Source organism: Nitrospirota bacterium, from assembly GCA_016195565.1.
Classification (GTDB): domain Bacteria; phylum Nitrospirota; class Thermodesulfovibrionia; order Thermodesulfovibrionales; family UBA1546; genus UBA1546.
Genome location: JACPZK010000027.1, coordinates 1 through 19671 on the forward strand (window position 1 = coordinate 1; position 19671 = coordinate 19671).

Genomic DNA, 19671 nt, shown 5'->3' on the forward strand with positions numbered 1-19671 from the left:
TACCTATAGGCCGCATGAGGCGCTGGGATATGATATCCCGGCTAATTATTATAAACTTGAAAATCTGGTGGGACTAACTTTAAACTCGAAATAGTTGTTCCGAAAAAGTCGAGCAGGACAATGTTATCCGCATATATGGTGCGGGGTATTGGAGAAAAGGGAGGAAGATATATGAAGAGCAAAATAAAATATACAGATGAACCGATGGGCAAGCTGAGAGTTATTAAAGATTTTCTTCCCCCGCCGGATAAGCTGGTGATGAAGGAAGAAAATATTAAAGTAACTATTTCCTTGAAAAAATCGAGCATTGCTTTTTTTAAGAAAGAAGCGCAAAAACACCATACGTCGTACCAAAGAATGATTCGGCGGCTTATAGACCTCTACACTTCACAACATCAAAAGAGTGCGTGACATTCCGCAATAACGAACAACTAATATGAACAAACCAAAGGCAATCGCTCTTTTTTCAGGCGGGCTTGACAGCACCCTTGCCATCATTACAATGCTCAGGCAGAGGATTGATGTCACTGCCATAACATTCCTCACGCATTTTGGCTGCGACATATCCGATAAATCATCATGCTCAAAGGACCCTTTCTCTGCTGCTGAGAAATTCGGATTTACAGTAAGACTCTGCCATCTTTCAGACAAATTCATTGAGATAGTTAAAAATCCCGCGCATGGCCACGGCAGGAATATGAACCCGTGTATTGACTGCAGAATTCTTATGCTCAAAGAGGCAAAGGAATTAATGGACATGACAGGAGCTGATTTTATAATCACTGGAGAGGTTATCGGGCAAAGGCCCATGAGCCAGATGAGGAATACGCTTGCTATGATTGACAAAAAAGCCGGTGTGTCAGGAATTGTCCTCAGGCCTTTGAGTGCAAAGCTGTTTGAACCCACCATTCCTGAAATAAACGGTATTGTTGACAGAGATAAGCTTCATGATTTTAACGGCCGCTCAAGAAAACAGCAGATGGCGCTGGCAAAGGAGTTCGGGCTTACAGACTACCCCATGCCTGCCGGAGGATGCCTGCTTACAGAGCCGAACTATTCTTTCAGGCTTAGAGAGCTTTTGAATTATAATCCGAATCCCTCTTTGAAAGATTTGCATCTCTTAAGAACAGGAAGGCATTTCAGGATCTCGCCGCCCTGCAAGATAATTGTCGGCAGGGATGAAAAAGACAATGATAAGATAGAATCCCTTGCAGGAGAAGGCGATTACATCTTAAGTGTTGAAAATTTCGGCAGCCCGGTAACACTTCTCACAGGCGGTGGCTCTCAAGATTTCATCAGCCTTGCGGCAGCAATATGCGCAAGATACTCTGACGCAAAACATCTTCCGTCTGTTGCGGTAAGCGTGTATTCATCCGCCTCGGGCGGTGGTGAAAGATTCATTTTAAAAGTAAGTCCTGCAACGGAAGAAGTGATAGAGAGATACAGAGTACAGCTGCCTGAAAAGAAAAAAGCTGTGTTACCGGCTTAGAGCCTTACAACAACTCCCTTTTCTTTCAGATATTCCTTTGCCTCTTTGATTGTGTATTCCCTGTAGTGAAATATGGATGCAGCCAATACAGCATCAGCCTTGCCAAGCACAAGCCCTTCATAGAGATGCTCTAAATTGCCTGCGCCGCCTGAGGCGATAACAGGAATTGATACAGCCTCTGATATCGTTTTTGTAAGTTCAATGTCGTATCCGTCCTTTGTGCCGTCCCTGTTCATGCTCGTAAGAAGAATCTCGCCTGCGCCTAATTCCTCCATCTTCTTAGCCCATTGCACGGCATCAATCCTTTTCATCTTTCTTCCGCCGTGTGTAGATATCGCCCATGTCAATCCTTCATTTAAATCTCCGAGCAAGACTCTTCTCAAGGATTTATCATTAAACCATTTCTCTTCTTCTGTAAATGTCATCTCTTTTGTAACTCGCTTCGCGTCAATTGCAACTACGATGCACTGACTTCCGAATTTCTCTGCTGCGCGGCTTACAAAATCAGGATCTCTTACAGCAGATGTATTCACAGAAACCTTATCGCAGCCTGATTTCAGAAGCTGTCTTATATCATCAAGAGCGCCGATTCCTCCGCCGACTGTAAGCGGCATAAATACATCATTTGCAGTCCTTTCAACAACGTCAAGGATAATATTTCTCTTCTCATGTGATGCTGTTATATCAAGGAATACGAGTTCATCAGCGCCCTGCTCATCATAAAAGATCGCATTATCAACGGGGTCTCCGGCGTCCCTGAGATTGACAAAGCTTACGCCTTTTACAACTCTTCCGTCTTTAACATCAAGGCACGGGATTATGCGTTTTGCAAGCATCAGTTTTTATCCTTTCTCGCATTGTCTGTCACCCTGAACTTGTTTCAGGGTCTTACAACTATCTATTCCTTAGATGCTGAAATAAGCCTGCCCTGAAGATTCTGAACTTGGTTCAGAATCTTCAGGGTTCAGCATGACACAATAGTTACAACTTACTAATGTATTCTAATAATTCTCTCTCCTTCGTCCGCATCTTCCTTTCAGCGTATTTGCTCCTTTCATGGTCATATCCTATAAGGTGAAGAACTCCATGAACAAGAAGCCATCTTAACTCCTCATTGAATGACAGCCCATGCTCAGGCGCCTGTCTTTTGGCCGCCTGAAGGTTTATAACGATATCACCAAGCATAAAGTTGAAAGTTGAAAGTTGAAAGTTGAAAGTTGCTGAACGCTGAACGCTGAACGCTGAACGCTCTTGCTGCGGGAATGAAAGCACATCCGTAGTCCTGTCAATGCCGCGGTATTTATGGTTCAATTCTTTCATCCTGCCGTCATTAACAAAAAGTATGCTGAGTTCTGCATCTTTCAGTCCGAGAAGCCGGAGCAATGCCGCTGAATCACGCTTTATCTTTGTCAGTTTTTGCTGGTTTTTTATTAGAACCTTCATTAATCTGCCTTTGCGCTTCCTGAGATTTTGAAGAGCCGCCGTTGAAATTGAACCCCGGATAATCTATTCTCTTGTGCAGGATTCCCGTGAGTATGTATGAGAAGTGTTTCTTTATCTCTGATATGTCTTTCAATGTGAGTTCGCATTCGTCAAGTTGTCCTTCAAGGAATATATGGTTTATTATCTTGTCAACGAGAGCGGCAACTCTTGCAGGCGTAGGGTCGTTTAAAACCTTTGACGCAGCCTCAACAGCATCTGCCATCATAACGAGCGCAGCTACGCGTGTCTGAGGCTTGTGCCCCGGATATTTATATTCTTCTTCAGAAGGCTCGTTCTCATCTCTCTGGCCTTTTGCCTTCTGGTAAAAAAAAGTCATCAGGCTTGTGCCGTGATGCTGTTCTATTATATCTATAATCGGCTGCGGGAGCTTATGCTGCTTTGCAAGTTCTACGCCTTCTTTTACGTGCGAAGATATTATCATGGCGCTCATGTGGGGAGTGAGATTCTCATGCTTGCTCAGAGAATTGCTCTGATTTTCAACAAAATATTCCGGCATCTTGATCTTGCCTATGTCGTGGTAATATGAGCTTACCCTTGCAAGCAGGGGATTAACGCCTACCGCCTCTGCCGCGGACTCAACGAGATTGCCGACTATAACGCTGTGGTGATACGTCCCGGGAGCAGTTATCATGAGATTTTTCATGAGCGGCTGTTCCATATCAAGGAGTTCAAGCAAACTTATATCGGTTGTGACTTTAAACGTGTATTCAAGAAGGGGCAGCATTACAGAGACAACTGCCGTGACGCTTATCCCTGAGGACAGCGCAAACATTACTGCAGGGAATGCCTTAACAGAAAAGAACTCTCCTGTAAAAAGCAGCAGGATGCTTGCAGTGGCCCCGCTTATCACTCCAACATAAAAACCGCCCATCAAGAGCGCTGACCGCCTTTTACATCTTATAACGCTGAATGCGGCAGTAAGGCTTCCTACAAAGGCATATACCGGAAAAATTGCGCTGTTGAGCCACAGCCCGCTTAAGAGGCTCACGACAAAGGAAAATACTATTGCGGTGTGAAAATCAAATAAAAGAGTGACGAGCATTGCGCCTGCTGCTATGGGGATGCCGAACAATGTGATTTCTATTGGCGCCAGGCCGATTCCTCGTGCAAGGTTTACCAGTATATACTCAAAAAATCTTCCGAGAAGAAGTGTGCTGACAATCATAAAGCCGAGAAGGACGAGCATGTTGTAGTTTTTAAAATAAGCAGGTTTATACCGCGTAATATCCCTGTACAGAATGGCTAAAAGAAGGCAGGCGGTGAGCAGTCCTCCTACAAAACGTTCAGCGCTGGCTCTCTCCTGTATTGCGATGGCAGATAAGAATCCAAATACAATCAGCAGCAAATATTTTTTTACGTCAATCTTTCTGCTAATTTTCTGTGTTCCGTTTTTCATATCTTTCATACGCCTTTACTATTTCCTGAACGAGCTTATGCCTTACGACATCTTTCTCGGAAAAATATATAACTTTTATGCCCTCTATGTCATTCAGTATTTTTTCAGCCTCTATAAGCCCTGAAAGTTTTCCTGACGGCAGGTCAATCTGTGTGATGTCTCCTGTAATTACGGTCTTTGAGTTAAACCCCAGCCTTGTAAGGTACATCTTCATCTGCTCTGATGTTGTATTCTGCGCCTCATCAAGGATTATAAAGGAATCATTCAATGTGCGCCCTCTCATAAAAGCTAACGGCGCAATCTCTATGATACCACGCTCAATAAATTTACTTGCCTTTTCCGCCTCTATCATATCAAAAAGGGCGTCATAAAGGGGCCTCAGATAAGGGTTAACCTTTTCGTACATATCGCCGGGCAGAAAGCCGAGTTTCTCTCCGGCTTCCACGGCAGGCCGCGCAAGAACTATCCTGCTCACCTGTTTTTTCAGAAGGGCGTTTATTGCCATTGCCATTGCAAGGTAGGTCTTGCCTGTGCCTGCAGGCCCTATCCCTATAACAATATCATAATTACGCATCGCCTCAATATACTGTCCCTGAACCTCGGTTTTCGGTATGATAAATCTCTTTTTTGAGGACACAGGTATATTGTTCAGGAATAAATCTTTGAGGGATGTTTTATGTCCGGCTGCCGCTGATCTTATTGCGTAACTGATGTCTTCAGGCTTAAGCAGATAACCATCCGCACTGATGGAGCGCATCTCGTTTATGAGCTTTTCAGCTTTTGCAGCAGGCCCGGGTTCTCCCTGAATAAATATCTTGTTCCCCCTGAAGCTTGCGGTTATATTGAAAGCCTCTTCTATAAGTTTGAGGTTTTTATCAAATCCGCTGTAAAGGAAGGTTAATTCCTTTACGCTGTCAAGTTCTATCTCTATGGTTACCGTATATTCTCCTTTTTGGCGGCGCCGGGCTGGGATGAATTTTTAACCCCGCGAGCCTCTTCGTTTTTCAAAGTTACAAAAGCCTTCAGCCCTTCATTTTTCAGTTTGAGCGCAAGCGCTGCTGCTTCTTCCCTGGCAGCAAATTCTCCTGTCCTTACCTTGTATAGCTTCGGGTTTTTGGATTTAGCATATTTCTTTATGTAGGCCTTGTACCCTTTAGCTTCAAGTTTGTGTTTGAGCGCTTCCGCTTCCTTCAAGTTTTTGAATGCGCCGGCCTGAACAGTGTATTTTATATCATACTGATGAGAGTTATCAGCTTCAACCTTGGGTTCGGCAGGCTCTTTTTGAACAACAGGCTGAACAGGCAGAGGCGATAAGGCTTGTTTCGGAGGCGCCTTTTCCGCTTTGATTTGCGGCTGAGATGCTCCGCCAGATGCAGCTGTAATCTGAGGCGCATTGCCCTGAGCGGGCTGTTCCTGAACCTGAGGGATTGCCTCAAGTTTCGGAGCTGCGATTATCTGATATTCAGGCTGTTTTCCTTTTTCTCCTGCCCCGCCTACAAAATAACCGAGGCTGAAGCTAAGCGCAGAGGTAACTGCAATAATAGCTATGATGAATTTCCTGTCCGGCAAGGCCGTTTTCTGTTTTACTTTAAGGCCGCTGTGTCTCATTTCACAGGATAAGCATAGCATCACCGTAGGAGAAAAATCTATATTTTTGACTCACAGCAATGCTGTATGCGCCGCTCAGTTTTTCAGCGCCGCAGAAAGCAGAGGCCAGCATAAGCGGTGTTGAGCGCGGAAGGTGAAAATTAGTGATAAGCGAATCAACAGCCTTGAATTCAAAGCCTGGATATATAAAGATATTTGTATAACCGCAGATTGGCTGAGCAGGTGAATGAGCGAATGAGTGAATGGGTGAATATTTGCCGCTCAAATATCCCTCAATCGCCCTTGTTGTTGTAGTTCCCACAGAAAAGACTCTTTTGCCTGAGGCTTTTGTTTTTTGTATCTCTTCAATAATCTCTTTTCCTATCTCAAAATATTCTGCATCCATAGAATGTTCGCTTAAATTCTCTGTTTTTATAAGTTTGAAGGTCCCTATCCCTACATGAAGTGTCAGGCGCCTGACCTTCACGCCTTTGTCCTTTATCGTGCCTATCAGTTCTCCTGTAAAGTGCAATCCGGCGGTCGGGGCTGCGATGGAACCCTCTTTTTCCGCATATACTGTCTGATACCATTCTCTGTCAGCGGGCTCCGGCTTGCGCTTTATATACGGCGGCAAAGGCATATCTCCGTATCTCCACAAGTTTTCCATTAAATCTCCCGAATATGAAAAAAGTGCAGTCTGGTTTTCTATGTTTGCTGAGAACCCTTCTGCTATTGATATTCCCCCTCTGTATTTCCCTCTTGATAGTATTTCCCACTTGTCAATGCCGATTTCTTTTACCAGCAGAAATTCAAATCTTCCTCCTGTTGGTTTTATCCCTGCAAGTCTTGCCGGAAAAACTTTGGTGTTATTAAGTAAAAGCAGGTCGCCTTCATTAAGATATGCAGGAAGATTACTGAAAGTTCTGTGCTCTATCTCTCCGTTTTTGTGAAGCACTAAAAGTTTTGAGAGGTCTCTTTTGTCAGAAGGTTTTTTTGCTATCAGTCCTTCCGGCAGGTGAAAATAAAAATCAGCGGCCTTCATATAATTGGATTTCTGTTCCGGGATAAAAGAAAGAAAGGATTTCCTTGTAGTTTTTTCCCTTCTTTGCCATTTCAAGCGCGCTCCACTGGCAGAGGCCTACTCCATGACCGTAGCCTTTCCCCTCAAAGATTATGGAATCGTTTAGTTTTGTCATGGTGAAATTGGTGCTCGGCAGCCTTTGCCATCCGAGTTGTTTTCTTAAGTCGTTGGATTTGATTGTGCGCTCTCCTGATTCGGATGTTACAGTCAGCTCTTTTACTCTTCCGGTTGAGGTATAAGACTTGACAGCCATATCTTTAAAGGCGGAGATATTTAATGATTTTTCTATCTCTGACAATGGAATTTTTCTTTCCCATATCCAGTACGGCGAGGCTTCACAGCTTGATTCCACTGATTTAATATAAGGGTAGCTTTTACCAAACACTTCTTCGGGAAGCTCTGTCTTGCCGCCGCATGTGGAATGGTACAACGCCTCTATCGGTTTTCCGTTGAACGTGAGTATCTCGCCTGATGTTTTTTCTACGGCATGAGCTGCCATGACATCAGAGGCGCTCCCCTTGTACACCTGATGAAGAACAGAGGATGTTAAATGATAACGGAGGTTCCCGTTCATGTTTTTTTGATATACAGCATACGTCCTTGAAATAACTGCCTGCGCCTTGAGCGCTTCCATTTCCCAGTTTGTCCCGGCCTCAGCCGTGACAACGCTTTTGACATATTCCTCAAAGGGGAGTTCATTTACGACATAAAGCCCGTTTTTCCCTTTCCATACCTCAATCTCGCCGGTGTAATGAACTCCGCTCACAAGGAAATCGCCTTTTATTTTTTCACTGATTCTCTCCAGAGGTTCATTCTTTGCAGGGATACGCGGCGAATCTTCATCCACGATAAGCACTCTTATTGTATCGGCAAAGGAGAGCGGAGTGAGAAGTAAGAAGTAAGAAGCAAGAAGTGAGAAGCAAAGAAAAATAAATTTTATTTTATGTTTTTCACTTCTCATTTTAACTTCCAACTCTTAACTTTTAACTTCTAACTTTTTTTAAGGTGTTTCTCCATCTCGGAGTAGATGCAGCCGCAATATTTCTGTCTGTAAAGTCCGAGTTCCTTAGAAAGCTCAACCCCCTGCTTCCAGCCGGGCCTGAAGTCTTCAAAATAAAATTGCACAGAGTGCTTTTTCTCCATTTCCCTGCCGATATCTATTATAGCATCAAATTTCTGGTAGGGGCTTATAAGGAGCGAGGTTGTAAAGCCGTCAGCTCCAATCTCGCGGGCTTTTTGGGCTGTCTTGTCAAGCCTCATCTCATAACACACATTGCAACGATTCTCACCGCCGTTGCCTGTCCTCTGTATGAATTCCTTTATGCCGTAGTAGTCTATATAATCAATGGAAAGTTCCCATGCTTTCTGCAGCCGGGTTACGGCGTTCAGCCGCGTGGAATATTCCGCATAAGGATGAATATTGGGATTAAACCAAAGTCCTGTTACGGAAACGCCCTTTTCAGAGAGTGTTTTGATGGGATATAAACTGCAGTTTGCGCAGCAGATATGCATCAAAAGCTTCATAAAATATTATAAATTAAATTTCTCAAGTTTTTCCCTACACCGCTATCTCCAATGCTATCTTGTCATAATCTATGACTGGTTTTGTCTTATGGTCTGTTGCTTTCTTCTCAACCAACCCAATCTGCTCTAAATATTTCACATCCTCTGCAATATTCTTAATATCCCTCTTGGCCACTCTTGCAAGCTCATTGATAGAGGAGGGTTTTTTTGTCTTGATCATACGCAGGAGTTCAAGCCTCTTGGGCGTCATGGCCTTTCTGAATGCCTCAAAGCTTGTGAAATAGATTTCAGGTTCTTTAACAGGCTTTAACCTGTCTCCACGTTCAAGTTTTTTCATTGTCTCTGCAGTATCCTTTAAAATTCCCCTAACGCTTTTAATCCCTATGTTCACTTTTTTAACTCTCATATTTACCCCCGTTATATCTTTCAATATCTTTATAAAAATCCTCTAATAGCCTTTCTATGCTTTTAAAACTATACGGCTTTTCAGCATCCTTATAATGCCTGTGGTCTCCTTTGCCCTCTGCATTGTCATAGCCTATTACCCTCACATCTTCCGCAATATAAACCAGTGAATATTTATATCGGTGCAGTTTACTTTCTCTTGATTCCGGCAACTGCCATACTTTTATTTCAATGATGTTGTTTAATTCATCTATGGCTTTTACATATTTAATTAATTGTGCTTTCACTATTGGTAGTTTAAGCCAATGGGCAGGGCATGTCAATTATTTTATTGAACTTGTGTGTTGCACATAGGTCATATATGTTGTTGCTGTCATTCTGTTTGCCCAGAATCTTTCTTAACGATTCGGAGGGATTCCGGACAAGCCGGAATGACAAAAAAGAAACTATTTTTTTTGTATTAACTTTTCTACATTAGGGAACAATCCCATATCCGTGTGCGGCAGAAAAAGGGCTGACATGTATTCATCCATAAAATTCCTTGAAACTGAAAGCTCCATGTATGTCATCTTCCGGGCAATTTCCTCTGCTTCTTTCCTGAGTTTTTCTGAGAGTAGGCACAGATACGCCCCGGCGACTGATGTGTTGCCTAAAAATCTGAATTTTTCTTTTGGAATGTCAGGGAGCATCCCGATTATTACAGCCCTGTCAACATTCAGATAATTGCCGAAACCTCCTGCGATATATACGCGCTCTATATTATCCAGCGTGAACCCAATCTCTTTTATAAGCGATGATATCCCGGCATAAATCGCTGCCTTGGCCCTCATGATATTCTCAATGTCAACCTCTGTCAGGATAATGTCTTTTGCTCCTTTATAGAGGACAAATTCCGCGCCTTCGTCTCCCTCTCTTATGCGGCCTGTTTTTATTTCACGCACAAATTTTCCTTTCCGGTCTATGACGCCTGAAAGGAACAGCTCTGACATTGCGTCTATCATTCCTGAGCCGCAGATTCCTATCGGCACAGTATTGCCGATAACAGAGATGGAAGGTTCAAATGTGTCAGGCGCAATCTTTACAGCCTCTATCGCGCCTTCGGTGGCCCTCATTCCGTGCTTTATCCCGCTTCCTTCAAAGCAGGGACCCGCAGAACATGCCGCTGCCATAAGCCATTCATTGTTGCCTATTGCAATCTCTCCGTTTGTGCCGATATCCATGAATAAGGCCATCTCACTATTCCTGTGCATCTTTGACGCAAGCACGCCTGAGACAATATCGCCCCCCACATAACTTGCAACACACGGCAAAGTATAAACAGGCGCCTGTTTATTAATATGAAGCCTTGCCGTTCCTGCCCTCCACAGCGGGAAGGAATTTACAGTAGGTATGTACGGCTCTTCCCTGATATGTCCGGGATCAAGCCCCCAGAAGATATGAGACATGGTTGTATTCCCTGAGATTACAGCGCATTCTATGTGCTCTTTATTTATGCCATGTTTTTCAATAATAGTATCGGTGATGTTGTTTATATCATCCGTGACAGTTCCCCTTAGCTCTTCAAGCCCGCCGCTTTCTGTTGCATGGACTATCCTTGTGATAACATCGTCGCCATATCGTATCTGTGAATTGTATGTTGAGCCCACATCAACGAGTTTTCCGTCAGAAAGGTCTATGAGATATACGACAATCGTGGTTGTGCCGATGTCAACTGCAATGCCGTATCTTGAGGTTTGCTTTTCAGATGTAACAAAGATTGCCTCAGGCCCGTCAACATAAGCAAGATGTATTTCCCAGTTATGCCTTCTGAGGCCATCTGCCATTGATGATATAAATGTCCGGGAGAACCTCATGCCTTTGAAGCCTTGCAGCTCAAGCTCTCTTTTCAGCCTCTCAAGGTCGCTTATGTGATCCTCTATCGTAGGAGGCGGAAGTTTGATATTAAGCCTTTTTACGATGGGTGTTATCTCTTTGTCAAAGGACCTGAGAAGCTCTGAGAGGTCTTTTGATTTTGCAAGCGCAATCCTGTCTCCTACAACAAGCCGCGCCTCTTCAAGTATCTCTGCGGAGACGTCACTTTCAGGAAATGTTCGGCAGGCAAGGACAATGCCTTTCTCTTTGTCAGCCTGAGAAAGTTTGCCTGATGCGGAGGTCCTGTATTTTCCGGAGTGAATTTTTATACGGCATTTTCCGCATGTTCCCTTACCGCCGCATGCTGTAACAAGATATACGCCTTTCTTTTTGAGCGCAGAGAGGATGCTTTCACCTGCTGCTGCGGGTATGCCTTCTCCTGTTGCGAGCGTTATGTTCATAGTAAATTAGTTAAAAGTTTAGAGTTATGAGTTAAGAGTTTTAATAACCCCATTCGTCATTCCCCAGCTTGACTGGGGAATCCAGTCCTTTTTGTCTTTCTGGATTCTCTGGTCAAGCCAGAGAATGACAAGGAATTAATCTGTTGCATTTCTTTAATTATATTTTCCTTCTTTTCAACTTTTTTACGAAAGAACCAAAAAAAATCATACAACTTTTCACTTTTCACTTTAAACTTTTAACTCTTATTCGCCATCTCAATCAGCTTTTCAGCTATCTGAACAGCATTCAGCGCTGCGCCTTTTCTGAGATTATCAGCGACTATCCACATGTTTATTCCATTATCTATGGACTCATCCTCTCGTATCCTGCCGACATAAGTCTCATCCTTCCCTGCAACATCAACAGGCAGAGGATAGATGTTTTTCTCAGGCGCATCAAAGACAACAATGCCCGGAGACTTAGAAAGCACAGCCCTCACCTCATTCGGTGTAATCTTTTTTTCTGTCTCTATGTTCAGGCTTTCAGCGTGGCATCTGAAAACAGGGACGCGCACTGTGGTTGTAGTGAGCCTTATTGAGTCGTCCCCCATTATCTTTATTGTCTCATGCACCATCTTCATCTCTTCTTTCGTATAGCCGTTTTCAAGAAACTTGTCTATGTGAGGCAGCACGTTAAATGCGATCTGGTGAGGATAAACATTGCACTTTACTTCCTTAAAATTCAGTATGTCGGTTGTCTGCTGTAACAGTTCATCCATTGCCTTCTTGCCTGTGCCTGAGACAGACTGGAATGTTGTTACAACAACTCTCTTTATCTTTGCAGCATCATGTATAGGCTTTAAGACCACAACCATCTGAATCGTTGAGCAGTTCGGGTTTGCGATAATCCCCTTATGCCATTTCAGGTCATGGCTGTTAACCTCAGGCACGACAAGCGGCACTTCAGGGTCCATCCTCCACTGGCTTGAATTATCAACTACAACACAGCCTGATTTTGCCGCAACCGGCGCCCATGTCTTGGACCTCTCGGCTCCCGCAGAGAAAAGCGCAATGTCAATTCCCTTAAAGGAAGATTCATTTAAATTCTCAACAGGGATTTCATTCCCCTGAAATTCAAGTGTTTTACCCTCTGAGCGCTCTGAGGCAAAGAGCCTGAGTTTTTCAACAGGGAAGTTCCTTTGCTCAAGGGTTGCAATCATTTCATTTCCGACTGCGCCTGTTGCGCCGACAACAGCAACAATGTATTTCGCCTTCTTCTTAATCATCTATCCAGATCCTTTCATCTGATTATTTTGGATTTACTAATTTATCACAGAGGGACGGAAAATTTCTATCATAATTAAAAACTCTAAGCGGGCATGCTACACTATGAGAGCACCCCCTGAGAACATAAACGAAAATGAAAAAAGCCTACACTCTCGGCACAGGCAGAAGGAGCGAGGAAGATTTTATGGAAATCCTCTTCGCCTATGACATCAAAACCCTTGTTGACGTCAGAATCTTTCCAAAGAGCAAGATGCCGGTATTCACGAGAGAAAATCTTGAAAACCTTCTCAAAAAAGAAGGCATAAACTATGTTTTCCTCGGCAGAGAACTCGGCGGTTTCAGGAAAGGAGGCTATGAGGCATATACGACTACCGAAGAGTTCAGGAAGGGAGTTGATGTGCTTGAAGATATTGCCTCAAAAGGAATAAGCGTAATCATTTGCGCAGAGAGATTTCCGTGGAAGTGCCACAGGAGGTGGATTTCAAGGGAGCTTCACAGGCGCGGCTGGCAGGTGGAGCATATCCTTGACAAAGGAAAGGTCTGGGCTCCTAAAGGTTGAGAGAAGTGTTTCCTCACTATGTAATCAATTACACGCCCCTATAAACTTTTCCAGCCTATTGACATTAAATTAAAAAATATTGTTAACTATGCCCGTAAGAAATTAAGAGCAGTGCGTCTGAATCTCCAGGATTGTATATTAAATTTTTGGAAATCATAATTTACAGATGAAGGACTGCGCAGGCGTTACCTTAATAGAGCTGATAACCGTTATTTCAATAATCGGCGTTCTGGTATTTGCCCTTGGATTTTCATTTCAAGACTGGAATGCCGCCTATAAAATTGAAAGCCAGATAAAAGAAATGCATTCCGATATAATGCACGCAAGGGTAAGGGCCATGTGCAAAAAAAGAGCGCACTTTGTGAAGTTGGAAGCAGCGCAATATACAATATACGAGGACACAAATCCTATGCCTGACGGCAATAACACGTTAGAGACAGAAGCAGACAATCTGGTTGTTCAAAAAGCCAGCGATTATCCCATTGAATTTAATCTCGGTTTCGGTGACACACAATTCAGATTTGATAAGGACGGCTCCTCCTCACGTAATGGCAGAATCAGACTTGTTTCAACCGCGTCGCCCGATTACGACTGCATAAAACTGTTTTCAACGAGGATAAACCTCGGTAAGTGGGACAGCGCAGACTGTAACGCCAAATAAGAATGCCTGTCTCCGAATGCTGCACCCGCACAAAATAGAGCACTATGTAATCCATTACACAATCAGTTCCCCTGTTGACACAAAAATAAAAATATTGTTAACTATTAATGTGAGTTTATAATTAACAAGGAGTTTAACTATGAGTGTTAAAACAAGAGCGCATGTAATTGTTGACGAGAGCATTTTAAGAGAAATAGACCGCCTTGCCGGAAAGAAAAAAAGGAGCAGTTTTATTGCTGATGCGGCGAAAAAAGAACTGCAAAGACTCAATCAGCTATCTCTCCTCAATAAACTCAAGGGAGCATGGAAAGACGAAGACCATCTTGATATGAGGGGCAAAGACGGCACATACAAAGTAGTGCGAAAACTGCGGCAGGAGAATGAAAAAACACTGAGGGAAAAACTTGCCTGATTATCTGCTTGATACTACTGCAATCATTGACTATCTCAGAGACAAAGGCGGAGTTCCTGAACTGCTTGAAAGATTGTGCATGGAGGGCGGACTGTTATGCTGCTGTCCTATAAATATTGTTGAGGTATATGCAGGAATGAAAGACAAGGAAAAGAATGTGACTGATGAATTTTTGAACAGTCTTAAATGTTATGAGACAACAGCAGGGATAGGCATTCTTGCAGGAGAATTAAAGAGAAAATACGCAAAGACAGGCATAACACTGAGCACAGCCGATGTTCTTATTGCTGCAACGGCAATAAAACACCACCTTACTCTTGTAACAAACAATGCAGCACACTTTCCACATGAGAGACTCGCGATGCTTAGCTATGAGAGATAAATATTGCATTAGCCATTACACTATGTAATCTATTACACACTCTGGAAGCCGATTACATAAAATTGTAACGGCTTGACACTTCAACCCCTTGATTGGCAAGGATTTTCTTTGTGGCACGCAAGTTGCAGAACAATAGAAAAGGTTATGGAAAAGGCTGAAAATGGAGGGGTTATGAGAAAAAGAAAAACAATTATATTATTGCTGGCGGCATTTTCGGTATTTATAGTCTCGGCATTTATAGACGGTTTTTATGCACTTGCCGACACTCCAACGGTTAAGGCAACCGGGACATGGACCTCGATAGAAGATGATGGAAGCGTTATTATTGATGGAAAGGGCTATGGGGTTGATCCCTCTGTAATGGTTATAGACCGCAAGGGGAAGAGAGTTCCTCTTCGCAGCCTTTCACTCCCGGCAAAAGTCAGATTTGAATACATACAGGCAAAAACAGGCTTTATAATCGTGCTTATAGAGGAAGTTAAAAATAAAAGGAGTCAGCCATGAAAAGCAATAATAGAAATATGCCCAAGATATTATTCTCCCTGATTTTTTTAATCGTGCTGCTGCCTCTAACATTTGCCGAGGGCGCCCTCAATGACTATTGCGTTACCCCGCCGTTTTTATCCCAAAGCATTCCGCCGAATGTACTTATCGTGCTGGATAACTCAGGCAGTATGTGCGACCAGGCTTATTCAAGCACCTACGACCCCACCCAGTTTGCAAAGATCTGCAGTAACGACTCAACAAAGAGCTGCACCACGAGCGCTGACTGCACCTCACCCGGAGTCTGTGACAGCTATTACTATGGATATTTTGACGGCTCAAAGAATTACAGATATACCACTAACAACAGGTGGGAGGAGACCACAAATGCGATGAGCACCGGCACTGTTGCTAACCCCATTGCCAGCGGAAGTTTTTTAAACTGGGCAACAATGGAAAGGGTTGAGGTAGCCAAAAAACTCTTGATGGGCGGCAAGGCAAATCCGCGTTCCTGGAACGGCTCGGTTACTGTAAAACTCACTGGTGAAACTAACTGTTCTGTAAGTTTTCAGAAAGACTATGATACCAGCGCAGGAAACCTCATATATCCATTTGCAGGGAATTACCGTTTCAGCAGGTCAAATAGTAGTGATGATTTGAACATAAGTCCTATTAGCGGCGGAACTAATACATACTATACATATCCAAACGCTAATGTCAGTGTCCCTTCCGGATGGAGTGTCTATCCAACGTCAACAAGCGCCTATGCGGATGTGGATGAGGCAACCTCAGATGGAGATTCAACCTATATCCAGAATAACAATACCACTAGCCCTGTTATACTGGATTATGACTACACACAGAGCAAACTTGCCGGCACTATTACTGTTACAGTGCAGGTAAGGGCAAAAAAAACAGCCAGCGGGGGCACAAGAAGAATAAAAGGGGTGCTCAGGATAGGCGGGGTTGATTACGAGTCAAGCTATTCTAATCTTGGCACTTCATATTCCCTCTATTCTTTTGCATGGACCACCAATCCTGCAACAGGCGCGGCCTGGGCTTGGAGTGACATTAAATCAGCAGGGGTGGGGAGTATTCAGGGTTTTGGAGTTAAAGCTGATGGCAATTATACATCCATATTTCCCCGTGTAACACAGGCCTATCTTGATGTTTCAGTTACCACTCCATCTGGCGGGCCTTATAATACGATAGTTGACCAGGGGTTGGTAGATGCAACAGGGATTATAGATACTCTGGCCAGTGACGTCAGGTTTGGACTGGCTTATTATAATACCAGTGAAGGTGCGTATGTGAATAACTATGTTGATTTTAGCACGTCCTCGAGCATGATCACCGCTATCAATAATATGAGCCCCTCTACATGGACGCCGCTGGCAGAGACTTTATATGAGATGACAAGGTATTTCAGACAGGATGATCCATATTATTCCTCCGGTGACTATAGCAAGGGCAATACTAACATCGTTCGCGATCCGTATTGGTATAAGTACTCTACTCTTGACCCTAGCCTCACTGACCAGTATGTGCCCTGCGCAAAGTCATTTGTCCTTTTCCTGACAGACGGCGAATCCACACAGGATAAGAACATCCCAGGAACAGGTTCAGGCGCCTGTTCCCTGACGAATATAAAAGGGTGTTCCAGCGGATACAGATTTGCAGGAACTACCGTTGGAACGACATATCCGAACTATGGCACGGATTATTTGATTGATGTTGCCTTCTGGGCCAGGACAAATGATATGCGTTCAGGCTCATGCACTACCACTCCAACCTCATGGCAGCAGTGCATTCCCGGAACTCAGAATATAACCCTTTATTCCGTATTTATGTTTGGCACAGGCTCAACTCTACTTAAGGATGCGGCAATTGACGGAGGGTTTAATGACCTGAACGGGAATAACTTACCTGACTGCACCACTCTCCCTGCTGAATGTTACAGGGATACGGACAACGACGGAGTTATCCGCTCTGACGGCACGGATGACCCTCTCACATATTATGAAGGGGATGACGGCTATGCCCTTAAGACCAGCATCACAAACGCAATATCAGCTATCTTGAAGCGGGCGTCTTCAGGAACAGCGGCCTCTGTGCTTGCCTCAGGCGAGGGTTCAGGCGCAAACATCGTTCAGGCTATCTTTTATCCGAAAAGGACCTTTGATACTACAGAGATTGACTGGACAGCGACCCTGCAGAATCTTTGGTACTATCTGGACCTGAAACGGGGCAGCACAATCAGGGAGGACACTGTCAGCGATAAAGCGCTTAAGCTGGATCAAGATTATATAGTGCATTTCTCTTTTGACCAGACTGCGCAGAAGACACAGGCGAGCCGTTATAACAGTGATGCATACGGTACTGAGGGCGCTATCGTAGATACAGTAGATAGCGAGAACCTTAACTATCTCTGGGAAGCAGGCAGTATCCTGCAGAGCAGAAATATAGGAACTGATCCGAGGACTATATATACAACGATAAATGGAACCTCATTATTAACAGGAAATTTTACGACAGGGAATGCCTCTGCGCTTCAGAGCATTCTTCAGGCGTCTTCTCTGACAGATGCTCAGAATATCATAAACTATGCCCGGGGCGACAGCGATGTGAATACAGGTCTTTACCGTGCCAGGACCGTAACAAATGCCGGAACAACCGCAATATGGAGGCTTGGAGATATTATAAATTCCACCCCTCGCATTGCTTCATGGATACCACTGCATAAATACGATGTAACATATAGCGATACAACCTACAAAAGCTTCATTGATTCATCCACATACACTAACAGGGGAATGGTTTTTGCCGGCGGCAACGATGGGATGCTCCATGCCTTTAAACTCGGGAAGCTGGAACTTCCTAATGACAGTCATGCTGATACATGCACATTTGGGACAAATGATAAGGCCTGCCTGTCAAATCCGACAGGTTATCTCGGCGGTTCCAGCGTTCCTTTGGGCCATGAGATGTGGGCTTTTATTCCCAAGAATACGCTCCCGTATCTTAAATATCTCATGGACAAAAATTACTGCCACCTGTTCTATGTTGACGCAACGCCGTTTGTCTTTGACGCAAGCATTGGCATACCAACTGCATGCTCAGAGACTACAGATTACTGGAAATGCGCAAAGACAGTTGATAGCTGGCGGACGATACTTATCGGCGGGATGAGATTGGGAGGAGCATGCAAGGCGCCTACATATACGGGGAGCCAGGGGGTAAAGATGCCTGCGACAGGCGAGGGGTATTCATCGTACTTTGCCCTTGATATAACAGATCCGTCAAGCCCTACTCTTTTATGGGAATTTAGTCATACTGATCTGGGTTATTCAACCACAGGCCCGACTGTAATGAGGATAAATGCAAGAACTGCGTCTGGCGGAGTCAGCACTGCTGACAAGAACAAGAACGGCAGGTGGTTTGTTGTATTTGCCTCAGGGCCGACAGGCCCCGTAGATACAACAGCGCATCAGTTTAAAGGTTATTCCGATCAGAACCTGAAATTATTCGTTCTCGACCTTAAGACAGGAGTAATTGCGACAACTGTTTCAGGAACTCCAACGCCTATAGATACCGGAATACCATACGCCTTTGGAGGCTCCCTGAACAATGCAGGCATAGACTATGATTCTGACTATCAGGATGACGCGCTTTATATGGGTTATACAAAATCTGAAGATACAACTCCGGGCTCCTCAACAAGATGGACGCAGGGAGGGGTCATAAGGCTTATTACGCGTGAAGACCTTACAGGCGATAACCTTGATGTTACCAGCGGCAATACTGCCCTTAATCCGAACAACTGGCTGTGGAGTTATGTGGCAAAGGATATCGGCGCTGTAACTTCTTCTATTGCGCATCTTGCGCATTATCCGACTAATGATACCACGCCTGACGCCGCATACTTGTACTTCGGCACAGGAAGGTATTTTTACAAGACAACCGAGGTGGATAATGCAAATGTGCAGAGAAGCCTCTTCGGGATAAAGGAGCCGTGTCTTGACACGATGAAGTTAATTTTTAACACAGGGGATGCTGTTTGTGACGGCACAAATACTGTTTGCGACCTGATGACGGCAGGACACTTAGTTGACAGCGGCAGTCATGCCTGCATTTACAATGCAACGGCGGACACTGCCACTACAACCGACCCGGACGGCTGGTACATAAATCTGGATGCATCGGCAGGCACTTCTTTTGCCGAAAGGACTATAACAGACCCATTGGCAACAACTATCGGCGCGGTATTCTTTACAACATACGCCCCAAATTCGGACATCTGCACCCAGGGCGGTTCGACGTATCTCTGGGGCCTGAAGTATGATACAGGCGGGTCAATAAATGGAATGCTGCAGGGAACGGCTCTCATTCAGGTTTCAACCGGAGCAATAGAAGAGGTTAATTTGGGGACGGCATTTGTGGATAAAACGGCAGGAGGCAGGGCAGACGAAGGAAGAAGGACAGGCGCTATTACGGGCGCGCCTCCTACAGGACAGGGACTCTCTATAGTCGTGCCGCCTGCGCCTTTAAAGAAGATGCTGCATATAAGGAAGGAATAGCTGATAGCAATCAGCTATCAGCTTTCAGCAGAAA

The 19671-nt window shown here is 44.3% G+C and carries 20 protein-coding genes; 8 read left to right on the forward strand and 12 right to left on the reverse strand.

The window, feature by feature from the left end:
• Positions 1-171: 171 nt before the first annotated feature.
• Both HY035_08725 and HY035_08730 read left to right on the forward strand, forming a co-directional pair.
• Positions 172-411, forward strand: a complete 240-nt coding sequence (locus tag HY035_08725; protein MBI3378462.1) for a CopG family transcriptional regulator — start codon at positions 172-174, stop codon at positions 409-411.
• A 25-nt stretch (positions 412-436) separates the two neighbouring features.
• Positions 437-1489 (forward strand): hypothetical protein, encoded by a 1053-nt coding sequence (locus HY035_08730; protein MBI3378463.1) that lies wholly within the window; start codon positions 437-439, stop codon positions 1487-1489.
• Here the strand turns inward: HY035_08730 and hisF are convergent.
• The 12 genes from hisF to HY035_08790 all read right to left on the reverse strand — a co-directional run bounded on the left by hisF (position 1486) and on the right by HY035_08790 (position 12562).
• Positions 1486-2325 (reverse strand): imidazole glycerol phosphate synthase subunit HisF, encoded by an 840-nt coding sequence (hisF, locus tag HY035_08735; GenBank protein ID MBI3378464.1) that lies wholly within the window; start codon positions 2323-2325, stop codon positions 1486-1488. The two genes, HY035_08730 and hisF, sit on opposite strands and share 4 nt — an antisense overlap.
• A 145-nt stretch (positions 2326-2470) precedes the next feature.
• On the reverse strand, positions 2471-2932 hold the full coding sequence (ybeY, locus tag HY035_08740; protein MBI3378465.1) for an rRNA maturation RNase YbeY: 462 nt from the start codon (positions 2930-2932) through the stop codon (positions 2471-2473).
• Entirely contained in the window at positions 2883-4397 is a 1515-nt protein-coding gene (locus tag HY035_08745; protein MBI3378466.1) for an HDIG domain-containing protein, read from the reverse strand. The genes ybeY and HY035_08745 overlap by 50 nt, the downstream gene beginning before the upstream one ends.
• Positions 4363-5319 carry a PhoH family protein gene (locus HY035_08750; protein MBI3378467.1) on the reverse strand — a complete coding sequence of 319 codons (957 nt, stop codon included), beginning with the start codon at positions 5317-5319 and terminating at the stop codon, positions 4363-4365. Before HY035_08750 ends, HY035_08745 begins: the two co-directional genes overlap by 35 nt.
• A gap of 2 nt (positions 5320-5321) precedes the next feature.
• Positions 5322-5996, reverse strand: a complete 675-nt coding sequence (locus HY035_08755; GenBank protein MBI3378468.1) for an SPOR domain-containing protein — start codon at positions 5994-5996, stop codon at positions 5322-5324.
• Position 5997: 1 nt separating this feature from the next.
• The gene (gene queA / locus HY035_08760; GenBank protein MBI3378469.1) at positions 5998-7017 is read right to left on the reverse strand and encodes a tRNA preQ1(34) S-adenosylmethionine ribosyltransferase-isomerase QueA; all 1020 of its coding nucleotides are present in this window, start codon (positions 7015-7017) and stop codon (positions 5998-6000) included.
• A complete protein-coding gene (locus HY035_08765; GenBank protein ID MBI3378470.1) occupies positions 7004-8017 on the reverse strand; it encodes a SpoIID/LytB domain-containing protein in 1014 nt (337 codons plus the stop codon). The genes queA and HY035_08765 overlap by 14 nt, the downstream gene beginning before the upstream one ends.
• Positions 8018-8046: 29 nt before the next feature.
• Positions 8047-8580 (reverse strand): epoxyqueuosine reductase QueH, encoded by a 534-nt coding sequence (locus HY035_08770; protein MBI3378471.1) that lies wholly within the window; start codon positions 8578-8580, stop codon positions 8047-8049.
• 34 nt (positions 8581-8614) lie between these two features.
• Positions 8615-8986, reverse strand: a complete 372-nt coding sequence (locus HY035_08775) for a hypothetical protein (GenBank protein ID MBI3378472.1) — start codon at positions 8984-8986, stop codon at positions 8615-8617.
• Positions 8976-9272: a hypothetical protein gene (locus HY035_08780; GenBank protein MBI3378473.1), complete on the reverse strand. Its 297-nt coding sequence runs from the start codon at positions 9270-9272 to the stop codon at positions 8976-8978. Before HY035_08780 ends, HY035_08775 begins: the two co-directional genes overlap by 11 nt.
• A 159-nt stretch (positions 9273-9431) precedes the next feature.
• Positions 9432-11297 carry a DUF4445 domain-containing protein gene (locus tag HY035_08785; GenBank protein ID MBI3378474.1) on the reverse strand — a complete coding sequence of 622 codons (1866 nt, stop codon included), beginning with the start codon at positions 11295-11297 and terminating at the stop codon, positions 9432-9434.
• A 236-nt stretch (positions 11298-11533) separates the two neighbouring features.
• On the reverse strand, positions 11534-12562 hold the full coding sequence (locus HY035_08790; GenBank protein MBI3378475.1) for an aspartate-semialdehyde dehydrogenase: 1029 nt from the start codon (positions 12560-12562) through the stop codon (positions 11534-11536).
• 134 nt (positions 12563-12696) lie between these two features.
• Here HY035_08790 and HY035_08795 point away from each other — a divergent pair, with 134 nt between their 5' ends.
• From HY035_08795 to HY035_08820, 6 genes are all read left to right on the forward strand, one after another.
• Complete coding sequence (locus HY035_08795; GenBank protein ID MBI3378476.1) at positions 12697-13122, forward strand: DUF488 domain-containing protein; 426 nt, start codon at positions 12697-12699, stop codon at positions 13120-13122.
• 166 nt (positions 13123-13288) lie between these two features.
• On the forward strand, positions 13289-13783 hold the full coding sequence (locus HY035_08800) for a prepilin-type N-terminal cleavage/methylation domain-containing protein (GenBank protein MBI3378477.1): 495 nt from the start codon (positions 13289-13291) through the stop codon (positions 13781-13783).
• Positions 13784-13922: 139 nt separating this feature from the next.
• Positions 13923-14195, forward strand: coding sequence for a hypothetical protein (locus HY035_08805; GenBank protein MBI3378478.1), 273 nt, complete (start codon positions 13923-13925; stop codon positions 14193-14195).
• Positions 14188-14577, forward strand: a complete 390-nt coding sequence (locus tag HY035_08810) for a type II toxin-antitoxin system VapC family toxin (protein MBI3378479.1) — start codon at positions 14188-14190, stop codon at positions 14575-14577. The genes HY035_08805 and HY035_08810 overlap by 8 nt, the downstream gene beginning before the upstream one ends.
• A gap of 171 nt (positions 14578-14748) precedes the next feature.
• Positions 14749-15081 (forward strand): hypothetical protein, encoded by a 333-nt coding sequence (locus HY035_08815; GenBank protein MBI3378480.1) that lies wholly within the window; start codon positions 14749-14751, stop codon positions 15079-15081.
• The gene (locus tag HY035_08820; GenBank protein MBI3378481.1) at positions 15078-19637 is read left to right on the forward strand and encodes a hypothetical protein; all 4560 of its coding nucleotides are present in this window, start codon (positions 15078-15080) and stop codon (positions 19635-19637) included. Before HY035_08815 ends, HY035_08820 begins: the two co-directional genes overlap by 4 nt.
• Positions 19638-19671: the final 34 nt, after the last annotated feature.